Genomic DNA, 19,907 nt, shown 5'->3' on the forward strand with positions numbered 1-19,907 from the left:
CTCTACTGCTTGCCGAGCGGCGATAGGTTGTAGTCACCTCGCAAGAATCTTTCCACCATCTCTTCCACCTGGGCACCATCCTGCAGGACCATATCCAGAACCCTGGTGGCTCCAAGAAGAGTTCCCACCAGCTCCAGTTTTTCTGCCGTAGTTGCAAAGTCCTGTCTGGCAAGCTGTGCCTCAATGAGATCCCCCGTAACATCAACGGCAAAGCCATGGCGGCTGAGAATCTTTTCTAGAAACTTGACCCGGAGAAACCTCGAATAAGGCTGACCGCCTCCCCCTGCATACCGCAGTAAAATGTAGTTTGACTCTGGAATTTCCGTGCAGAGTGCATCCACCACCACGAAATGGTAGCCGAAATGAACGTTGAAGTTCAGGTAATCGCCAGATACCACAGCATAGCTCGCAGTTGATCTGCCAGCAGTGTCAGCTGCGCCGGCAGCCCGCCAGTCCCCGTGGACAATTTTGCTGTCCCAATAGATGCGCGGGCTGGTGAGCCCCCGCCACACTGCCTGGAAAGGCATGCTGCTCACCTCAGCCGGAGCAATTTCCTTTCTGCCCCTTGTGGTCTCCTGAAAACCTCCTCCAAGATCAACAAGATAGACCGCAATGGGAATTGACGACAGCAGTTTTCTTGCGCCTCTAGCTCGCCTGCCACCGCGGCCGCCGCTTCTGAACATCTCCTGGACAGTTTTTTCATGGGCAAACCTGAGAATATCATGAAGACTCTTGCATTCATTTGCGGCAAAAGCATCCGAGGCAGGATCAAGGAGGTGAAGGGGTGAAATATATTGCAACATGTCTCCAAGCTTTTCCGACAGTGGACTTCCCCCCAGCATGGTGCGGGCCACACAGGTGCCGTCCACTAGCTGCGCTACTATGCCCCGATAGACCACAGCCTGATCAGCGTACACTGTTACTTCACTGCCGTGGGTGAGCCTTTCAGTCGCTTCCACTGTGTTGACCAGGGTGGGAACGCCAAATTCTCTGGCCACTGAAGCAAAATGGCCGGCTGTGCTGCCCACGTCTGTAACCACAGCGCTCAACCTGCTGATCATGCCGACATAGTCAGGAGACGGACTTGGGGCCACCAACACTGTGCCTTGCGGCAACACCCCTGGATCCTGGCTTTTCACATTGAACACCCGGCCAGCGCCGATGCCGGAGCAGGCCCGGATGCCTGTGGACAGCAAGACCTCATGCTCCACTTCTATCTGAGTGCACTCCAGTACCCTGGCAGGCACCTCTGCCAGATGAAGGGGCCTCGTTTGCAAGAGATAGAGTTCGTCCGATTGATCCATACACCACTCCATGTCCCGGGCACCTCCCTGATGCTTCTCCAGGCGCAGCCCCCACTCCAGCAACCGTTGAATCGCCTCCGAACCGAGTGGCACCTTGCTGCCATATTCTTCATGGAGCGGCACCATTACGGTACCTTCTCCTTTTGCGGCAACCGCTTGCATTGGCTGCACCGCTGTCTCCCTGTTGATCACAGCATAAGGACGCTGCCGACTCACAGTAATAACCGTTGGGGTCACCCTGCCATCTACCAGCAATTCTCCGAGTCCCCACACCACATAGAGCACCATGGTATTGCTCCCGGGGTCCTGGGGATCGAGGGTGTAAAGCACACCGCTTGCTTTGCTGTCGATCATCCGCAGCACCAGCACCGCCATAGCGGTTTCCTGGTCAGACAGTCCATAGCGGATCCGATACGACAGTGCTCTGGGAGAATATTTGCTGAGTAGCACCCTCCGGTAGGCCTCCAGCAGATGGTCGGCAGTCACATTCAATACACTGCCGTACTGGCCGGCAAAGGAGGCTCGGCTATCCTCGCCCACGGCACTGCTGCGGACGGCGAACCTGGTCTCAGCATGGCCGCTCATCGCAGCAGCAGCATGAATAGCCTCCTGCACCGCCTCTGGCACGCTGGCCTCGGCCATCAGTTGCTGCAATCGCTCCGAGGCAGCATAGAGAGAACTGGGAGATTCAATATCGAGCCGAGCCAGGATCTCGTCAATCTGCGGGCGCAGTTCATTGCATTCCACCAAATGGCTATAACTGCTCGTGGTTATGACAAAGCCCTCAGGCACCGGCAAACCCAGGGTAAATCCCGCCTGGGCCAGTTGTCGGGCTTTACCCCCTGCCAGGGCCTCACTGTCGGGGGGAATTTCTTTCAATGGCAAGGTAAATGTGCCTTTTATGGAAGTCGACCTCTCCTGCAGAGCGAGGTGCAGGGAAGAGTCGATTTCCCGAAATCTCTTTTTCAAAGGGCCATAGATGTTCGGGCATGTTCTGGCTGTAGTCTCTATGAGCTGGCCCACACGCAGCCGCAGCTCGGTGCATTTCGCTGCCACCGCGGCAAAATCCACCTGCAGCTGATCGTGATAGATGTGCTCCAGTTCAGCTATCAACTCATGGCTCTTCCTGTCGATCTCCAGAAGTTCCCTGAAGGCAACATATCGCTCCTGCAGGACTGCACCAGGAGCGAAAAACTGCTTCAGCTCATGCTTGAATCGCCTCTTCAAGTTCACAGTTGGCCATATCCCTGGTCATGGCAGAATGAGCATTTCTGTGGGCCTATGTTGACAGGCAACCTGCAGTCGCCAATGCTGGCACCTGTGCTCTGCCAGACATGTGCGCAGCGACTTTACCGCTGTTTGCGGACAGTTGTTAGTTTCACTCAAATGCGCCAGTATCACCTCACGCAGATCTTCATTGAGCACCGCAGCGAGAATCTCGCCCGTTTCCTCATTGGAAAGGTGACCAGCGCGGCTTCTGATCCTCTGTTTGAGGGCCCATGGGTAGGGCCCATTTTTCAGCATCTCCAGATCGTGATTGGCTTCCAGAACAAGAGCCTGGCAGCGCTGCAAATGATGATAGACCAGTCTGGTTGCCACACCCAGGTCTGTACATATCCCCACCTTGGTAATGCCGTTTACCAGGGTAAGTCCCACAGGATCAACAGCATCATGAGATATGGCGAAGGGGTGAACGTCGAGATCAGCTATGGCAAAGGACTGCCCGGTGACGAATTCCACTCTATCTGCCAGCTCTCCAACCACATCCGGCAGATGGCGGTAAGTCTGTTCATTTACATAGACAGGCAAGCCATACCTCCTGGAGAGCGTGCCTATTCCACGCACATGATCCAGATGCTCGTGCGTGACTACCAGCCCGTCCAGTTCCGCAGCACTCGCTCCGATTGCCTGCAAACGCTCTTCAATTGCTCGAGCGCTGAGTCCAGCATCAATCAGGAGTGCTACCTTTTCTGTAGCCACATAAATGCTGTTGCCACGGGATCCGCTGGCCAACACCGACAACTTTACCGCCACAACCCCTTCCCCTCCAGCTGTCTGACTTTCCAAGCTTAACCAATCAAAACTCGGCCGCCAACTCTTGTTTCTGCCTGCTTCTGGTCCAATATACCCGGACTGGGAGTATCAGATGTCTTGCCTGGTGGGTGCTCTGAGTGACGTGGCGGAAGGTCTGCTGTCACACGCCGCTGTGGCCAAAGCCTCCGGAATTTCGCTCGGTGTCATCCAGTTTGTCACGCACTTGCCAGGCAACCCGGTAAACCCGGCTGACAACCAACTGAGCAATCCTGTCGCCCCCCTGAATGGTGAAAGACTTTTTGCCGAGGTTGATGAGGGCCACCTTTACCTCACCCCGGTAGTCACTATCAATAGTTCCGGGGCCATTGATAACGGCCAGGCCATGGGAGACGGCAAGACCGCTGCGAGCCCGGATTTGCCCTTCATAGCCCGCAGGGATCGCCACAGCAATGCCAGTGGGCACAAGGACAATGTTCAGCCACTGCAGCAAACAGATCCATGCCTGCTGCTCCGGCCGTCATGTAACAGGGCAAAGGTACATCAGTCTCGCCACGAACACGTCTGATAGGTATCTGCAGATCGGCGCCCCGGGGGACAGCAGTGGTGTCCTCATGCCTGTTACCCATGACAGCCTATCCTTGTTACTCGGTCAGTTGAGCCACGCCTGGAATTGATATTACTTCGAGAGAATGGGCAATCTGCTGCTGGCAATATCCCCCTGTGCAAACCGTTCAAGTCTTCTGGCCGGCAGTTTTCTTGGAATAGATCAACAAGTAGATCCTCCAGATCACTTGTCCAGCCTGCTGATAAAGAGCCAGTCAATTCAGGCTATTCATATTTCCAGAAAGCCTCCATCAATACCCAAGTTGTCCACCGGTCCAAGAAAGGCCAGGGCCAGGTAGCCAGGCTGAAAAATATCTCGAGACAACTGCTGCACCTGCTCTGAGGTAACCTGATCGAGGCCGGCTTCGATTTCCTCGTAAGTCAAGAATCGGCCAAAGTGTATCTCGCTCTTGGCCAGTCTGCTCATCCGGTTATCGGTATTTTCAGCGCTGAGATAGATGCTGCCTTTCATGTGCTCTTTGGCCTTCTGCAGTTCTGCCTCCTGAATGGGCTCTTCTTTGAGACGACGCAGTTCTGTCTTGATGATCGTCAGGGTTTCTTTGGCGTTCTCAGGACTCACCGCCCCGTAGATGCCCAGCATACCAGTATCGGTATGCGAGGTCAGGAAAGAGTATATGGCATAGGCCAGGCCGCGCTGCTCCCGCACTTTTTGAAAGAGCCGCGAGCTCATGCTGCCGCCAAGAATTACATTGAGGATGTTACATACGTAGCGATCCTCATCAGTTATCGAAGTTCCTCTGGTTCCCAGGCAAAAATGCACCTGCTCCAGATCTCTCGGGTAAAGTTCCAGGCCAGGGTGAACCTCTGGAGGTTGGCGATTGATATTATGAGAATGACTCTGCAGAGAGCCGAAGACTGGCTCCACCAATTTTAGAAATTCCTGATGATCAACGTTGCCAGCTGCGCTCAAAATAATTCTCTCTGGATGATAAGATCGTTGCATGTAACGCAGGGTTGCTTCCCTATCGAAATTGCCCACTGTATCGACTGTACCGAGAATGGAGCGGCCCAATGAGTTCCCCTGCCAGTAAGTCTGACTGAAAAGCAGGTGGATGTACTCATCCGGGGTGTCCTCCACCATGTTGATTTCCTGGAGAATAACCCGCCGTTCCCGTTCTATTTCCTCCTCGGCAAAAACGGAATTGAGCAGGATATCGGCCAGAATATCAACCACCAGAGGCAAATGAGTATCTAGAACCTTGGCATGAAAACAGGTGTTCTCTTTCGTGGTGAAGGCGTTCGACATGCCGCCTACCGCATCGAGTTCTTTGGCAATGTCGAGTGAACTCCTGTTCCTGGTGCCCTTGAAGAGCATGTGTTCAATAAAGTGTGTCAACCCGGCCTCATCCGATGACTCATCTCTGGAGCCCACATCAACCCAGACACCAACAGAGACAGAATGAAGGTGAGGGATCCGTTCAGTCAGGACTCTGATACCGTTGTCGAGTACTGTTCTCTGATACACACACGATCCTTTCACTTGTCACTCGTCTTGGAAAGCGACTCCCCCAGCGCAGCCTTGCGGCTCAAACGAATGCGACCGTCCTTGTCAATATCCAGCACCTTCACCAGCACCTCGTCACCCTCGTTCAGTATATCTCGCACACGCTGTACCCTCTTATGGTCCAGCTGAGAAATGTGGATAAGGCCGTCAGTTCCCGGCAGAATCTCTACAAAGGCACCAAAGTCGGTTATTTTGCGAACCTTGCCCAGATAGAGATTGCCAACCTGCGCCTCGGCCGTAAGGCCCTTGATCATTTCCACTGCCTTGTCGCAGGCAGCCAGATCCGGGCTCATAATTACCACTTTACCGGAATCCTCGATGTCTATCTTGGTGTTGGTTTCAGCGATAATACTGCGAATTACCTTGCCTCCCGGGCCAATTACGTCTCGAATCTTGTCCGGATGGATTTCCATAGTTATTATGCGCGGAGCATAGGGTGACAGCTCTTTTCGAGGTTCAGCTATGGCCCTATTCATCTGTTCAAGGATGTGCAGTCGTCCTTCTCTTGCCTGCATCAATGCCTGGCGCATTACTTCCCTGGGAACGCCTGTCACCTTGATGTCCATCTGCAGCGACACCACCCCAGTGGCACTGCCGGCTATTTTGAAATCCATGTCTCCGAGATGGTCCTCGTCTCCAAGTATGTCGCTCAGCACGGCCACCTCGCCTTTCTCCATGATGAGCCCCATGGCAATACCAGCCACATGCGACTTCAGGGGCACCCCGGCATCCATGAGACCAAGAGAACTGGCACACACGGAGGCCATTGAGGAGGAGCCGTTCGACTCCAGCACCTCTGCCACCACCCGCACAGTATAGGGAAAATCTTCATGGGAAGGCATCACAGCCTTGAGAGTCCTTTCAGCCAGGGCGCCATGGCCAATCTCTCGCCGACTGGGGCCCCGGAGAAAACGAGCTTCACCCACACAGTACGGGGGGAAATTATAATGAAGCATAAAGCTCTTGTAAGTCTCTCCAGCAAGCGCTTCGATTTTTTGCTCATCTGCCGAGGATCCCAGGGTAACCACTGAGAGCACCTGAGTTTCGCCTCTGGTAAACAGTCCGGACCCATGGGTGCGCGGCAGCAGCCCCACCCGGCAGTCCACCGGTCTGATATCTCGGAGTCCTCTGCCATCTATCCTCTTTCGCTCCCGAACAATCAGATCCCTGACATACTGGCGCTCCAGGTCGTGAAGAATCTCATTGACCTCTGCCTGGCGCTCGGCAAAGTCTGCTCCCAGTCTTTCCATAACCTCATCAAACACTGCTTTGCGCCTTGCATATCTTTCCTGCTTGCTGGGTATGGCATTGGCCTCTCTGATACCATCTGCACCAATTTCTACTACCCGGGCTGCCAATTCCTCATCTGTCTCAGGAGAGGCCACAGCTTGCCCCTCTTTGCCGCAGCGTGACTTGAGTATCTCCTGTATGTCCAGGATGGGTTGAATCTGCTCGTGGCCGAAAAAGAGTGCTTCGATCAATTCGTCCTCCTTCACAAAGGATGCACTCCCTTCCACCATGACAATGCCCTGGCGATTGCCGGCAATGATCATGTTGATATCGCTCTCCTCTGCCTCGGCAATGCCGGGATTGACCACGAACTTGCCGTTGATTCTGCCCACTCGCACCGCGCCGATGGGGCCGGCAAAAGGCAACCCGGAAATCTCCAGAGCTGCCGAGGCCCCGACCATTGCCACCACGTCAGGATCATTTTCAGCATCTGCTGACAGCACAGTGGCTATGACCTGGGTTTCATTGCGATAGTGCTTGGGAAACAGCGGCCGAATAGGTCGGTCGATGAGACGAGACACCAGGGTCTCTCGCTCGCTAGGTCTGCCTATTTCCCGCCGGAAAAAACCGCCGGGTATCCGGCCTGCAGCAAACCCCTTCTCCTGATACTCGACGTTGAGAGGCACAAAATCGATGCCTTCCCTGGTCCTGTCTTCACCCACTGCTGTAACCAGCACTACAGTGTCGCCATAACTGACCAGCACAGCGCCGCTCGCCTGTTTGGCCATCTCCCCTGTTTCCAGCCGCAGTCGCCGACCTCCCAACTCTACTTCAACAGTTTCTTTCATCGTTCCTTCCCTTCTTCAAAGCAAATATCACCTGTCAGCGAAATGAATCGTTGTGGTGTTAGAAGTTTTTGCCGCATGGCACCGATTGGCTCATTTCCCTGAGACCACCTGACCTGAAAAGTCGTGACGGCGGTCTGTTGTGAACGTCTCCTCGTGCTCCTGGTATAATAATCCTCCGAGGCAAGAACTCATGGGGATACAAAGCGGTGGGGTCCCGCAAGAACTAGGCTAGCGGCGAAGGCCCAAACGTTCCACCACAGTTCGATACCTTGCCACATCAGTTCTCTTGAGATAATTGAGCAACCGCCGTCGCTGCCCGACCAGTTTTAGCAGGCCGCGCCTGGAGTGGTGATCTTTTGCGTGCACCTTGAAATGCTCCGTGAGATAGGCAATACGCTCACTGAGCAGTGCAATCTGTACTTCAGGGGAACCGGTGTCAGTCTCATGTGTCTTGAAATTCTCGATGACCTCTCTTTTCTTTTCTGCGGTTAAAGCCACTGCCAACCCTCCTTCGCGTTCCAGTCCTTGAACCTCAATGTCCTATTCAGTGAGAGGTGAGCCCTGTGAAGCGGCTGACCTCTGGGAAGTACCAAAAACTCGTAAAGTCTTGAAAGCAGCCTCACTGCTTCTTTGGCTGTGCCCGTTGCAACGGGCAACAATAGCCACCAGTTGCCCTCGAGGGTCCACCACCTTGAATGGAGTCCGGCCCTCATGTCCACACTCTTGTCTGTGCTCGATCATGGCCGCTGTCAGCAACATCCCTTGACGAATGCGTCTGGCGGTCAACTCGGAGACGGCTAGAGCTGGATAGTCCTCCACAGCCTGACTGAGGGGAATTAAAGCTTCTGTCACTCTCTGCTCTGCTGCCAAACTTGCCAGCTCAGCTAGAGTTATGCTGCGCTCCAGGCGAAAACCGCCGCTGCGCAAGCGGCAAAGCCGACTAACATGGCCGCCACAATGAAGATAGCGCGCCAGGTCACTCGCCAGAGCGCGTACATACGTTCCTTTGGAACAGACCACTCTGAAGGTTGCTTCCGGCCATTTCACCTCCACAAGCGACAGACTGTCAATCCTCACCGTGCGCACAGGGAGCTCTGGCTTCTGGCCCTGGTAAGCCAACTGGTACAGGCGGCGCCCACCCAGGCGCACAGCGGAATAACGGGGCACCACCTGGTCAATCAGGCCAGTGAAGACCGTACATGCCCTTCTGATCTCCTCTGCGGCAATGGCTGCGCACTGCTCCTCTTTGATCACCTTGCCCGTGCAGTCTTGAGTGTCAGTCTCGATTCCGAAAAAAACAGTAAAAAGGTACTCCTTCTCCTGACTCGTCAGGAACGGCGACAGCTTGGTAGCCTCGTTCACCAGGAGCACCAGCAAACCGCTGGCAAAAGGATCCAGGGTGCCAGCATGCCCCACCTTGGCTCCACCCAGCAATCTCCTTGCCTGCACCACAAGATCGTGGGAGGTGCATCCTGGGTGTTTGTTCAGCAGCAAAACACCATCGTGTACGAAGCGATTCCTCATGGCCGTTCTTACCTGGTGGCTGATTTGCAGCGAGGTGCTCACGGCAGCTTCCCTTGCAAATATTCCTCTGCTGCCTGCAGCACCTCGTCAACCACTTGCTCGAGAGTTCCCTTCAGCCGAAATGCCGCAGCATTCTCGTGCCCACCGCCTGCATACATCTGGGCAAAATCAGCAACATTGCACTTTCCCCGCGAGCGGAGACTCACATTTATCTCGCCAGTGGTAAGCTCCTTGAAAAGAACAGCTATCTCAACAGTGCGGAGAGACCTTGGATAATTCACCAGACCCTCCGTATCTTGAGCAGTAGTTCCTGTGTCGGCCAGCATCTCTCTGCTCACCCAGATGGCTGCCACCCGGCCGTCAGCGCGCAGTGTCAGTGTCTGCAGGCTTGTGGCCAGCAGCCGCAACCGCCCGGGAGTCATGCTGTCATAGACAGCACTGGCCACTTCCTCTGGCTCCACCCCCAGGGAAACCATCTCGGCAGCTATGGACAGCGCCCTGGCCGTGGTATTGGCGAAGCGAAACGAACCGGTGTCAGTGAGAATCGCCGTGTAAATATTCACAGCAACTGGCTTGCTCAGTTCTACGGCCAGTGCCCCAAAAATCTCGTAAAGCAATTCGGCTGTACTGCTGCATTCTGGCCTTATGAGGTTCAGATCCCCAAAACCATTGCCTGAACTGTGATGATCGATGTGGATGATTTTCCCTGCCTGCAGCACTGCCTCAGCACCTTTGCCGAGTCGGTTCACTTCGCCGCAGTCCAACACCACTGCCGCATCGAAATTCTCTCCCGTAGGAATCTCGTGCACGATGCGGTCGGCAAAAGGCATGAATTCTAGAAATCCAGGCACCTGATCCTGACAGTAAGCAAGCACTGTCTTGCCCATTCCTTCGAGCACCAGGGCAAGTGCTCCCAGAGAACCAATGGCATCCCCGTCTGGATTCACATGGGTGGCAAGGAGGAAACGTGAGTGCTCTCTCAGTTCCTGGGCAATAGCGCTAATCATTCATACTCCGGTCGGTTCAAGTCGGTAAGCAGCCGTTGAATTAGAGCACCCTGATCAAAAGAGGTGTCCAGAAAAAAGGCAATGTCAGGCATTCGCCTCAATCGTAGCCGTTTGCCCAATTCTCGCTTCACGAAGCCACGAGCACTCTGCAGACCTGCAACCACCTGCTGTCTCTCTTCATCACCCGCCAACACACTGTAGTACACCTTGGCATACCGAAGGTCTTTGGACACCAATACCTGAGTAATAGTAATATTTCCCAACCGAGGATCTTTGACTCTCCTGATCAAAATCTCCGCCAGTTCGCGAAGAATGAGATCCGCAACTCGGTCTGCTCGTCTGTGTACCATGTCGTTGGTTGCTCCTCGAGAGTCGATCACAAATGGATCAATTCCAACTCAACGTTCACTATTTCAGCCAGGCACATATCATCTACAAAGTTTATAATCTTATTGAGCTTGGAGTTCACATAGCCGCCCTCGTTGCCCAGGGCAGCAATCCCCACCTCGCTCGCCTGCCAGAGGTCCTGTGACTCCACTTCAGCCACAGACACATTGAAACGATGCCGCACCTTCTCGCAGATGCTTTTCACTACTTTCCGTTTGCCTTTGAGAGACCTGTTTTCAGGCAGATACAATCTCAACCTGACAATGCCCACAACCATTATTGCCAACCATGCCGCAGCACGAACCCTCATGTAAGTGGCCATACTGCTCTAGAGCCAACCCCCAGCATTCATCCTGGGCAAATAACAATATTACAGCCTGGTTCCACTATATATGAGCCGGCGGCTCTGTATTATGCTGTCCCACCGCCCGAGGGCTCCAACACGGGCTTTATCTCCTCAACAGAGTAGGTTTCCAGAACATCCCCAACTTTGATATCGTTGAAATTCTCGATGCCAATGCCGCAATCCTGGCCAGCTCTGACCTCCTTGACATCGTCCTTATAGCGTCTGAGAGAGATAACCTTGCTGTCGTTCACCACCACATTGTCCCGAAGCACCCGAACCCGGGCTTCTTTCTCAACCTTGCCCTCGTGTACCATGCAGCCGGCAATAGTTCCCACCCTTGGAATGTGGAAGGTTTTCAACACCTCTGCCCGACCCATAAAATGCTCTTTGTAGATGGGCTCGAGCATCCCTTCCATGGCAGATTTTACGTCAGCAATGATCTGGTAGATCACGTCATAGTAACGCACATCCACCTTTTCGTTTTCCATGATTTCCTGAACCTTGAGATCTGCCCGCACATTGAAACCTATTATGATTGCATCCGAGGCAGAAGCGAGCATGACGTCACTTTCTGTTATGGCTCCAACTGCGCTGTGAATGACATTCACTTTAACTTCTTCAGTGCTCAACTTTGCTAAAGAATCAGTAATTGCCTCCAGCGAACCCTGGACGTCCGTCTTGAGCACCACTCTCAATTCTTTAGTTTCTCCTTCTTTGATGCGGGAAAAGAGATTATCGAGAGTGACTTTCGTCGTCTTGGACAATTCGATTTCGCGCTGTTTTGCTTGTCGGTGAAAGGCAACTTGTTTGGCTTCTTTGTCATCCTGCACAACAACGAACTCGTCTCCTGCCTGCGGTACGCCGGAAATGCCGTGCACTTCAACAGGCATGGACGGTCCCGCTTCCTGGACCAGGCGACCCCGGTCATCCACCATGGCTCGCACCTTGCCAAAGAAATTACCGCACACAAAGGGATCCCCCTTGTGCAACGTGCCCTCTTGTACCAGTACCGTGGCTACCGGTCCTTTCCCTCTGTCTAATTTAGCTTCAATTACGCGGCCGCGCGCCCGCTTGTTCGGATTGGCCTTCAGTTCCAACAACTCAGCCTGCAACTGGATGAGTTCCAGCAAGTCGTCCAGACCCTGACCAGTCTTGGCGGACACTTCCACCATGGTGGTAGTGCCGCCCCACTCTTCTGGACTCAGGCCGCGCTCTGCCAGTTCTCTTCGAACCCGGTCAGGATCGGCATTGGGCTTGTCCATCTTGTTGATGGCAACCAGGATGGGAATATCAGCAGCCTGGGCGTGATTGATTGCTTCCACTGTCTGTTGCATAACACCGTCATCGGCGGCCACCACGATCACCACCAGATCAGTTATGCGGGCACCTCGAGCTCGCATTGCTGTAAAAGCCTCGTGTCCTGGGGTGTCCAGGAATACCAGATCGCCTCCATCCAGGCTGAGATAGTAGGCCCCTATGTGCTGGGTAATGCCGCCAGCCTCTCCTTCGATCACGTTGGTATGGCGGATGGCATCCAGCAGAGAAGTTTTGCCGTGGTCCACGTGCCCCATGATGGTTACCACTGGCGGCCGCGGCTGCAGGTCTTCCTCCCGATCTTCCTGGGCCTGAATGATATCCTCCTCGGCAAAGGCCGTCTTTTCCACTTCATAGTCGAATTCTGAGGCCACCAGTGCCGCGGTTTCATAATCAAGAGCCTGGTTCAGGGTCGTCATCATACCAAGCTCCATCAACTTCTTGATCACTTCTGGAGCTTTGATGCCCATGCGTCTGGCAAGATTGGCTACGGTAATTGCCTCTTCGAGCTTTATGCGCCGTTTGATTGCCTTGGGCACGGTTATTTCGGGTTTTTTCACTTCTTTAGCCACTACCCGTGCTGCTTTGCGGCCTCGTGCCCCCCGCGCCGGCACCCGCTTGCCATATAGATCTGCCCCGGTAAATACTTCTTTCCGTCGGCTCGGGGTCTTCCTCTTGGCCGGGACCACCTGTTCGGCAACTTCCCGCCTGGCGCGCTTGCCCTTTTTCTTCTTGGCCTTTGCCCGCTTCTCTTCCTCTACGCCAACCGGTGGGGCTGGCGCTGGTGGAGCCGGCGGCCGCAGAGGCTCTACTGGCGTGGAGGGTGTAGCAGCTGTCTTGCTGGGCTGTACTCCAGCAGGCTCCGCGACGCGTTCAGGCAGCTTGATAATCTTGGCTGGCGTTTCTTTTTTCACTCGTTTGCGAGGCTTCTTGGCAACTTTCTCCTTGGCTGGCTTCGGCTTTTCTGCCTTGTCTTCCTTGACAATCTTTTCAGCTGGTGCGGAAATTTCAGCCTCAACAGGCTCCACCGTCTCCTTCTCTGCTTCCACTGCAACACCTTTCTCTTCTTCTCTCACAGGAGCTTCAGACACCACCTCTTCAACCGCTTCCTTTTCCGCCACCGCTTCCTCGCTGGCTACGGCCTCAGCTTCCGGCACTGCTGGTTCTTCCATCTCCACTGGTTCTGGTTCCGGCTCGGTTCTCACCACTTTTCGTCTACGACGGATCACCCCCCGGCGTACGCGCTTCTCCACAATCAACTGCTGAGAACGGCCGCTCACCGTGTCCCGCACCAACTGGGCCTGTTCCTCATCAAGAGAACTCATATGCCCCTTCACCTGGATGCCCAGATCACGAATGTGGGACACCAGATCTTTGTTGTTCATCTCAAGTTCTCGCGCCAGCTCATATATCCTCAGTCTTGCCATGCGACCCCCCAGAGTCTTGTCAGTCTTTTAGCGGAGCACGCCGGGCTCCTTTGCTCGTCTTTTCATGTCCATAGCCCACATCCCTGGACAGGAGTAATGGGAATACACCACGCCGGGAAAACCGAGTCCGCTGCTCTTGCTATTTTTTCCCACAGTCGCTGCTCTCAAGGTACTCCTTCACTGCAGTCGGCTTCCAGCATGAATCAGCTATATATCGGCGCAGCGCTTTGCGCAGCCTGCCTATCGTCACCCTGTCGAGGCATTTTCCAGACTTGCATATATACGCTCCCCGACCATGCTGCCGTTGTTTAAAGTCAAAGACAATACCGCCTTGTGCGTCAGCGGTAAACCGAATAAGTTCCCTTTTTGCTCTCTTGGCACCACATGCTATACAGGTCCTCTGCGGTATATGGCCACGACTTTTATGTTCATGTCCTTCTCTAGCCGCTCGTTTCAGTTGCCGCATTCTCCTCTTCGCTTTTCGCTGTCGCCTCCTCCTGTTCCTTCGCATAAGCTTTGGCCGCTTCAATGAAGCGCTCAGCTTTTTGCTGGCTGATCCCCTGTATAGCCACCAGCTCTTCTATGTCTGCACTTGACAGTTCCTCAGCGGACACAAAGCCGGCTTCGTACAAATGGTCCGCAGTGGCCTCGCCTATGCCAGGCAGCTCCAGAAGGGATTCGTAGCCTTCTCGTAGTGATTTTTGATACTTGCTCTCGCTCTTCACATCAATGCGCCATTCAGTAAGGCGTGAGGCCAGCCGCACATTCTGGCCTCGTTTGCCGATGGCGAGCGAAAGCTGATCGTCCGGCACTATCACCTCCATTGACCTGTTTGCCTGGTCAATGATCACCTTGGAAATAACTGCAGGCGCCAGCGCGTTACAGACATATTTCGCCGGATCGATGCTGTACTCTATGATGTCAATCTTTTCCCCCCGGAGCTCCTGCACCACGCTCTGCACTCTCGAGCCTTTCATGCCTACACAGGCGCCCACCGGATCAATATCGGGATCCTTGGAGACAACCGCAATTTTTGCTCTGCTTCCAGGCTCGCGGGCAGCAGCCATGATGGTCACAATTCCCTCAGCAATCTCCGGGACCTCCATGGCAAACAGGTCGATGAGGAAGTTCGGGTGTGTGCGGCTCAAGACAATCTGCGGTCCACGGGCTTCCCTGTTCACCTCGAGCACGTATGCTCGAATGCGATCCCCCTGCCGGTAGGTCTCCCGCGGCACCTGTTCGCGATACGGTAACACGGCGTCGGCACGGCCCAGATTAACTATGATGCCGCCTTTGTCCAGCCGCTGGACGATACCATTGACAATGTCGCCCCGTCGGTCTTTATAGTCTTCGTAAATGATCTCCCGCTCGGCGTCTTTCATCTTCTGGATGATCACCTGTTTGGCTGATTGAGCTGCAATCCGACCGAAGGTATTCGTGTCTATTTTTATTCCCAGGCTGTCTCCCACTTCACATTCTGGATCCAACTTCTTTGCTTCTTCCAGAGAGATCTGAGTCTCCGGATCGGTAACCTTTTTCACCACATCCTTGAATTGAAAGGCTTCGATCTCACCGTACTCATCATTGTAGGCGACTTCGAGATCCAGCTCCTGGCCGAATTTCTTCTTCGCTGCCGAGCGGATTGCCTCCTCGAGCGTGGCAATCAACACCTGTCGATCAATGCCTTTGTCTCGACTGACCTGGTCGATCAACCTTTTCAAATCCGGGATCATCTGCGGTACTCTCCTTTGTCCAATCAATGCGAATGCGGTTCCCACACCAGGCACGGGCCTGTTGTAAGTGCATCCGCTAACGTTCTCTCTACTGAAAACAGCCTCCAGTCTCTCTCATTATGCACCCATGGGCCTCTTGTCGTTTTTTCAATTATACGCAGCCGGATCAATGGAGCCGGTCTGTTACATTTGACTGCTATCAATTGTCCAGTCAGGATTCTCTCCTGTCGTACTCGTAAACCAGCCGGGCCTTGGCAATGAGGCCCACGGGGATCGAGTACTGTCGGTCCGCAGCAGCCACCAGGATTGTATCTTCCTCTACTCCCAGGAGATCCCCCGTGATATTCTTGCGTCCTTCAAGAGAAGCTGTTAGACGCACCTTGACTTTGCGGCCGGCAAAGCGGGCAAAATCTTTCATTTTCCTCAACGGCCGGTTCAGCCCGGGAGAGGAGACCTCAAGCAGATAAGACTGCGGCACTATGTCCTTTACGTCCAGAATGTCACCCACCTGGCGGCTTATCAGGGCGCAATCGTCTACGGTGACGCCGCCTTCCTTGTCGATGAAAAGACGAACAACCCAGCCTCGTCCCTCGCGCTGGTACTCCAGACTGACCAGCTCCATGCCTTCCGAGTCGACAATGGCCTCGGCAAGCTGCTCGAGCTCTCGCTCGATTTCCTGGCGAACGTCCTCGTTCATAGGGTCAAAAAAAAGTGGGCTCGCAGCCCACCTCTCATAGCAGACGTGATTATAATGTACTTTAACTACAAAAGATAGCTTTTGAAGTAAATGAAATTATAACCCAAACGTCCACTAATCGAAGTAAGCCTTCTATCGATGGTCTTCTCTCCACCGAACCGCTACCTCAAAAAGGGACCCCAACCCGAAGGGACCGCCTCCGCAGGCACTCCCCTTCTCTTCGTTGGTCACACCTTTGGAGCGGGCAACGGGATTCGAACCCGCGACACCGAGCTTGGGAAGCTCGTACTCTACCAACTGAGCTATGCCCGCCCGACACATCTCAAATCTAAACAACTGCTCCATTTTTGTCAACATTTTTCCAATTTAAAAATAGCCTTTTGATTTTTAATTATATCAAAATGTTATTCATATCACGGATCAAATACCGTAAGGAATCTCTCCTTTCCCTTCCATATGAAAACCTTGCGTGCACACAGCAAAAACAAAAAGGCAGCGCCTTCGCTGCTACCCCTGAACCTCTTTGATGAAACAGTTTAGCCCGAGTCCTCGCGAAATATTTCGGCCGCATTTCAGGCAGGCAAGGCTGGATAAGATTTCTGGCTTACAGTGAAAGACGCCACGGATTGAACTAACTGGCCTCACATTCTTTGCCCTCACTCCTGCCGCAACTTCAGCTCCGCAGCCTGATAAGATTGCAGGCTGTCTGGCGTCAATTAAAATTCCCGTTACTTTGAACAAGCTTAACTCCAGTCGCCTGTATTTATGAGCCGTCTTCTCGTCCATCCCCGCCTTCGCTGCAGCCGTCCCCATTGTCTTCTCACTCTGTAACAATTTCATATGCCTCCTTATCTGTCTGTCCATCACCATCCAAGCCTTTTATCAGATAAGCTTGGACAGCTCAATACATCCAGCCAAATTCCGGGAATTCTAACTGTCGTTGATCAGCCAACTCCTGTCAATAGCAAGCAGCTTTGATTTTCCTGTGGGGCGATTATTCCTGCCAATTCTGTGATCTGATTCTGCCATACAGTACCAGCTCGAAGCGCCAGCCGATGCGGTTGTATTCAGGCTATCCTTGAAGAGTCGTTGAATTCGGTGTTTTCAAACCTCCGCTGTCGTGGGAGGCCGGATCTCTAGCGGCGGGGGATGATTAAAGAAAGGTGGCATGTTAATCATGGATTTGGGAAGATACCTTTCAAAGAAGGATGCCATCGGGCTGCTGGAAATAGTGTCCAATGGCTTGGACTGCCGCCGTGAAGAGGACTTCCGGAAGTTGCTTCTGGACTTGCAAGATTTGATTGCTTTCGAATGTGCGGTTTGCGGTCACCAGAACTTGAGGGAAGAAGTTGTTGTCGACCAGATATGTGAACAAAAGATGGTGAATGTCAATTATCCTGTGGAGTTTCTCGAGTGATATTACAAAAATGATTATCACCTGGTTGATGCGGTATTGATAGAGTTTCTGAGGAGTTTTGAAATTCAGAACTGGGACGAGGTGACAAAACGGTGTTTATCAGGAAAGAAAGACATGATCACCCTGCAGGCAGAAGCATTTGGCCTGCAGGATGGCTTTGCCTACGGAGTGCGTGACTTTAATTTCAACGGTGCAACCTGCTTTTTCTTTGCCGGGAAGCAGGTGGAAAACAACAGGCGAACAAGGGCTATAATCAAATATGCAGTCCCTCATCTTTCAGAGGCACTGAAAAGGTTGTTCAAAGAAAAGACTAGAGTCAAGTATGCTCTGACCAGCAGAGAAACTGAAGTTCTCAGATGGCTGAAAGAGGGAAAATCATCCTGGGATATCTCCAGGATCCTGGGGAGAAGCGAGAGCGCTATCAATTTTCACGTCAAGAACATAGTGCGGAAGCTTGATGCCATGAACCGCACCCACGCCGTGGCTATAGCCATAGAAAATGGCTTGATTGAGTTGTGAGCTGCAGGTTCAACGTTTTTGCCCCCATAAAGCGTAGCGTAATTTAGCTTGACCGCAAACGCGAAGTGTCAGATTTGATCGTAGCTAGTACACATAAGAAAAGCGTGCGCCTCAACTTATCTCATTTTCAACCATGCTGGTAATATACCTGATGAGTTGTTCTGGCTTTGGGATCCATGGCAGAACTTGCGATTCTTGAAACCTGACGAAGTCGATGTAGTCACCCTCTTGCCGTCTCTCAAAAAGATCATTGTAGATGTGGGCCAAATCTTTCGGGATCTTACCCGTCTTCACATATTGCCTATTGAAAAGACTGCGCACGCCCGCATGTTTGGATGACGACAGCCCATGACGTACAAGAAGAGCCGAAACCCCATAGAAGCAAGCATAGTATAGACGGTTCACACAGGCATTCCACCGCCCTGCATTGGCAAGGATACCAGCGTCTTCCAGTGCCTCTTTTGCTCGGCTCATACGGTACGAAACCAACTCTTTGTTCCATTCTGTCACAGTCTGATTCCTTCTCGCTGGACTCGCTGATGAAAAGGCATAGCTTTATAGAGATCACTATTCCACTCTTCGCGGTTCCGCACAATCGAGGAGATAATTTCGCCAGATTCCCATTCTATTTCATAGAGCTTGTGTCTAATTCTATCTGTACGTTCATCACTAACAGGCCCATCAACCAGGATAAGGAAGTCCCAGTCTGATTCTGGCAGAGCATCCTCTCGGGAGTGGGAACCGTAGAGAATGATCTCTGCCGCAGGTTCCACTTCATGTACAGCTTGCCTTATTTGCTTAATCAATTCATCACGATTCATATAATCACCTCAAAAATGGTCTCTGCACTCAGCCCTGTGCGAAGCTGCCGCACGGTTTTGCCTGGCTAAAATGTCCGAAAATCCTGCTCGGGCAGGTGGGTTCGTGACGTCGAGCACAGGCTCGCGCTCCGTGGGCATCTATTCGATGAGCCAACCGGCAGCAGACCATCATAGTGTTGTTCGCTGCCCATGTGCAACCTGAAGGTTGCGGCTACCATCGGTAATTGCGGATGGGGGCAATTTGTTGAACAATCTCAGACCATCGAAAGAAATATCTCACTCCGCTCTATTCAGTTCCGCTAGCTTTTCTCTCACCCAGGAGCGAACCAGTTGGGCCCGGTCAATTCCTGTTCGCTTTGCTTCTCTATCAATTTCCCTGACATCCCTGGGGTCGAGACGCAACTGGATCAATTTCTTGGCCGGACGAACAAATTGCAAATCACCTTCCTGCCAACCGTCAAATTCCTCCGGCTCATGTTCATCCCAGAACTTCTCCAGGTCCTCATCGCTCATGGGTGGTATGTGGGACACCTTTTTTTTCTTTTTCATAGTCCTTTTCTTCTTCCTTTTCTCTGGCTGTATGCCCTTCTTTGTCTGGCGTTCATATCCCTAGCAGTAATGACCTTGAGCACTTTGATTTTCGGTTCAAGCCCAAGTTGAAAGACTTCTTTTGCTGACAGGATCCTCACCAATACCAAAAGGCATCTGCCCGAAAATGTTTGACCATAAACAAAATAGCAGTCACCATAGGAAATCGACAATGCATGCTTGTCATCATAAATGACCTCCTCAACCTCCCACATTTCAATGTTGTGCTTCCTCAGGAGCTTTTCCTCCACTCCTGGTGAGACGGTGATCTCGCATTCAAACGGTTTCCCTCGTGCCATCGATGCCTCATGCAATGTCTCGTTGCCATCTCAAAGTATCTCATAGTACCTATCAAAATGCAAATGTTTCGCTCAATGGTGTTGGGTGGGTATCGATTCGCAAGCCAACCGTCAGCATGGCCTGACAGTGTTTTTGGCCGTTCAGGCGCAACCCGCAGGTTGCGCCTGAACGGCGACAGCGGAGGGGGAAACTGGCTCGACAAATCCAATTCAACACGGTTTACAGATCGCAGCAATATATATGAAAATGGGCGGCGCCGCTGTCGTCTGCTTCAGCTGTCAGC

General features: G+C 52.9%; 20 protein-coding genes, 1 tRNA gene and 1 pseudogene. 2 read left to right on the top strand and 20 right to left on the bottom strand.

Annotation, left to right across the window (positions count from 1 at the left end):
• Positions 1–2: 2 nt before the first annotated feature.
• From JRI89_05905 to JRI89_05980, 16 genes and pseudogenes are all read right to left on the bottom strand, one after another.
• Positions 3–2,537 carry a hypothetical protein gene (locus JRI89_05905; GenBank protein MBW2070775.1) on the bottom strand — a complete coding sequence of 845 codons (2,535 nt, stop codon included), beginning with the start codon at positions 2,535–2,537 and terminating at the stop codon, positions 3–5.
• 18 nt (positions 2,538–2,555) lie between these two features.
• Entirely contained in the window at positions 2,556–3,338 is a 783-nt protein-coding gene (locus JRI89_05910; protein ID MBW2070776.1) for an MBL fold metallo-hydrolase, read from the bottom strand.
• 160 nt (positions 3,339–3,498) lie between these two features.
• Positions 3,499–3,964, bottom strand: a pseudogene (dut, locus tag JRI89_05915) (dUTP diphosphatase).
• A gap of 206 nt (positions 3,965–4,170) precedes the next feature.
• Positions 4,171–5,442, bottom strand: coding sequence for an insulinase family protein (locus JRI89_05920; GenBank protein ID MBW2070777.1), 1,272 nt, complete (start codon positions 5,440–5,442; stop codon positions 4,171–4,173).
• The gene (gene pnp, locus JRI89_05925; protein MBW2070778.1) at positions 5,439–7,544 is read right to left on the bottom strand and encodes a polyribonucleotide nucleotidyltransferase; all 2,106 of its coding nucleotides are present in this window, start codon (positions 7,542–7,544) and stop codon (positions 5,439–5,441) included. The genes JRI89_05920 and pnp overlap by 4 nt, the downstream gene beginning before the upstream one ends.
• Positions 7,545–7,772: 228 nt before the next feature.
• A complete protein-coding gene (gene rpsO / locus JRI89_05930) occupies positions 7,773–8,042 on the bottom strand; it encodes a 30S ribosomal protein S15 (GenBank protein ID MBW2070779.1) in 270 nt (89 codons plus the stop codon).
• Between the two features lie 42 nt (positions 8,043–8,084).
• Complete coding sequence (gene truB / locus JRI89_05935) at positions 8,085–9,110, bottom strand: tRNA pseudouridine(55) synthase TruB (GenBank protein ID MBW2070780.1); 1,026 nt, start codon at positions 9,108–9,110, stop codon at positions 8,085–8,087.
• Positions 9,107–10,075: a bifunctional oligoribonuclease/PAP phosphatase NrnA gene (locus JRI89_05940; GenBank protein MBW2070781.1), complete on the bottom strand. Its 969-nt coding sequence runs from the start codon at positions 10,073–10,075 to the stop codon at positions 9,107–9,109. The genes truB and JRI89_05940 overlap by 4 nt, the downstream gene beginning before the upstream one ends.
• A complete protein-coding gene (gene rbfA, locus JRI89_05945; protein MBW2070782.1) occupies positions 10,072–10,425 on the bottom strand; it encodes a 30S ribosome-binding factor RbfA in 354 nt (117 codons plus the stop codon). The genes JRI89_05940 and rbfA overlap by 4 nt, the downstream gene beginning before the upstream one ends.
• Positions 10,426–10,451: 26 nt before the next feature.
• Positions 10,452–10,784, bottom strand: a complete 333-nt coding sequence (locus JRI89_05950; protein ID MBW2070783.1) for a DUF503 domain-containing protein — start codon at positions 10,782–10,784, stop codon at positions 10,452–10,454.
• An 89-nt stretch (positions 10,785–10,873) separates the two neighbouring features.
• Positions 10,874–13,549 carry a translation initiation factor IF-2 gene (gene infB / locus JRI89_05955; protein ID MBW2070784.1) on the bottom strand — a complete coding sequence of 892 codons (2,676 nt, stop codon included), beginning with the start codon at positions 13,547–13,549 and terminating at the stop codon, positions 10,874–10,876.
• 27 nt (positions 13,550–13,576) lie between these two features.
• Positions 13,577–13,717, bottom strand: coding sequence for a hypothetical protein (locus tag JRI89_05960; GenBank protein ID MBW2070785.1), 141 nt, complete (start codon positions 13,715–13,717; stop codon positions 13,577–13,579).
• Positions 13,689–14,015 (bottom strand): YlxR family protein, encoded by a 327-nt coding sequence (locus JRI89_05965; GenBank protein ID MBW2070786.1) that lies wholly within the window; start codon positions 14,013–14,015, stop codon positions 13,689–13,691. Before JRI89_05965 ends, JRI89_05960 begins: the two co-directional genes overlap by 29 nt.
• On the bottom strand, positions 13,990–15,282 hold the full coding sequence (gene nusA, locus JRI89_05970) for a transcription termination/antitermination protein NusA (GenBank protein ID MBW2070787.1): 1,293 nt from the start codon (positions 15,280–15,282) through the stop codon (positions 13,990–13,992). The genes JRI89_05965 and nusA overlap by 26 nt, the downstream gene beginning before the upstream one ends.
• Before the next feature lie 211 nt (positions 15,283–15,493).
• Positions 15,494–15,979, bottom strand: coding sequence for a ribosome maturation factor RimP (locus JRI89_05975; GenBank protein MBW2070788.1), 486 nt, complete (start codon positions 15,977–15,979; stop codon positions 15,494–15,496).
• A gap of 236 nt (positions 15,980–16,215) precedes the next feature.
• A tRNA-Gly gene (locus JRI89_05980) sits at positions 16,216–16,291 on the bottom strand.
• Positions 16,292–17,156: 865 nt separating this feature from the next.
• Between JRI89_05980 and JRI89_05985 the strand changes: the two genes are divergently transcribed.
• Positions 17,157–17,396 carry a hypothetical protein gene (locus JRI89_05985; GenBank protein MBW2070789.1) on the top strand — a complete coding sequence of 80 codons (240 nt, stop codon included), beginning with the start codon at positions 17,157–17,159 and terminating at the stop codon, positions 17,394–17,396.
• A gap of 36 nt (positions 17,397–17,432) precedes the next feature.
• On the top strand, positions 17,433–17,915 hold the full coding sequence (locus JRI89_05990) for a hypothetical protein (GenBank protein MBW2070790.1): 483 nt from the start codon (positions 17,433–17,435) through the stop codon (positions 17,913–17,915).
• 111 nt (positions 17,916–18,026) lie between these two features.
• Here the strand turns inward: JRI89_05990 and JRI89_05995 are convergent, their stop codons facing one another.
• The 4 genes from JRI89_05995 to JRI89_06010 form a co-directional block, all read right to left on the bottom strand.
• Positions 18,027–18,389 (bottom strand): HEPN domain-containing protein, encoded by a 363-nt coding sequence (locus tag JRI89_05995; GenBank protein MBW2070791.1) that lies wholly within the window; start codon positions 18,387–18,389, stop codon positions 18,027–18,029.
• 32 nt (positions 18,390–18,421) lie between these two features.
• A complete protein-coding gene (locus tag JRI89_06000; GenBank protein ID MBW2070792.1) occupies positions 18,422–18,736 on the bottom strand; it encodes a nucleotidyltransferase domain-containing protein in 315 nt (104 codons plus the stop codon).
• Positions 18,737–19,012: 276 nt separating this feature from the next.
• Positions 19,013–19,285, bottom strand: coding sequence for a ribbon-helix-helix protein, CopG family (locus JRI89_06005; GenBank protein MBW2070793.1), 273 nt, complete (start codon positions 19,283–19,285; stop codon positions 19,013–19,015).
• On the bottom strand, positions 19,282–19,623 hold the full coding sequence (locus JRI89_06010) for a hypothetical protein (GenBank protein MBW2070794.1): 342 nt from the start codon (positions 19,621–19,623) through the stop codon (positions 19,282–19,284). Before JRI89_06010 ends, JRI89_06005 begins: the two co-directional genes overlap by 4 nt.
• Between the last annotated feature and the right edge of the window lie 284 nt (positions 19,624–19,907).

Source organism: Deltaproteobacteria bacterium, assembly GCA_019309045.1.
In the GTDB taxonomy this organism is placed as follows: domain Bacteria; phylum Desulfobacterota; class Syntrophobacteria; order BM002; family BM002; genus JAFDGZ01.

Bases quoted from the DNA above. Each gene is read 5' to 3' on its own strand.
- pnp (MBW2070778.1), bottom strand. From the start codon at position 7,544: ATGAAAGAAACTGTTGAAGTAGAGTTGGGAGGTCGGCGACTGCGGCTG.
- JRI89_05940 (MBW2070781.1), bottom strand. From the start codon at position 10,075: ATGATTAGCGCTATTGCCCAGGAACTGAGAGAGCACTCACGTTTCCTC.
- rbfA (MBW2070782.1), bottom strand. From the start codon at position 10,425: ATGGTACACAGACGAGCAGACCGAGTTGCGGATCTCATTCTTCGCGAA.
- JRI89_05950 (MBW2070783.1), bottom strand. From the start codon at position 10,784: ATGGCCACTTACATGAGGGTTCGTGCTGCGGCATGGTTGGCAATAATG.
- infB (MBW2070784.1), bottom strand. From the start codon at position 13,549: ATGGCAAGACTGAGGATATATGAGCTGGCGCGAGAACTTGAGATGAAC.
- JRI89_05965 (MBW2070786.1), bottom strand. From the start codon at position 14,015: ATGCGGCAACTGAAACGAGCGGCTAGAGAAGGACATGAACATAAAAGT.
- nusA (MBW2070787.1), bottom strand. From the start codon at position 15,282: ATGATCCCGGATTTGAAAAGGTTGATCGACCAGGTCAGTCGAGACAAA.
- JRI89_05975 (MBW2070788.1), bottom strand. From the start codon at position 15,979: ATGAACGAGGACGTTCGCCAGGAAATCGAGCGAGAGCTCGAGCAGCTT.
- JRI89_05985 (MBW2070789.1), top strand. From the start codon at position 17,157: ATGGATTTGGGAAGATACCTTTCAAAGAAGGATGCCATCGGGCTGCTG.
- JRI89_05995 (MBW2070791.1), bottom strand. From the start codon at position 18,389: ATGAGCCGAGCAAAAGAGGCACTGGAAGACGCTGGTATCCTTGCCAAT.
- JRI89_06000 (MBW2070792.1), bottom strand. From the start codon at position 18,736: ATGAATCGTGATGAATTGATTAAGCAAATAAGGCAAGCTGTACATGAA.
- JRI89_06005 (MBW2070793.1), bottom strand. From the start codon at position 19,285: ATGAAAAAGAAAAAAAAGGTGTCCCACATACCACCCATGAGCGATGAG.
- JRI89_06010 (MBW2070794.1), bottom strand. From the start codon at position 19,623: ATGGCACGAGGGAAACCGTTTGAATGCGAGATCACCGTCTCACCAGGA.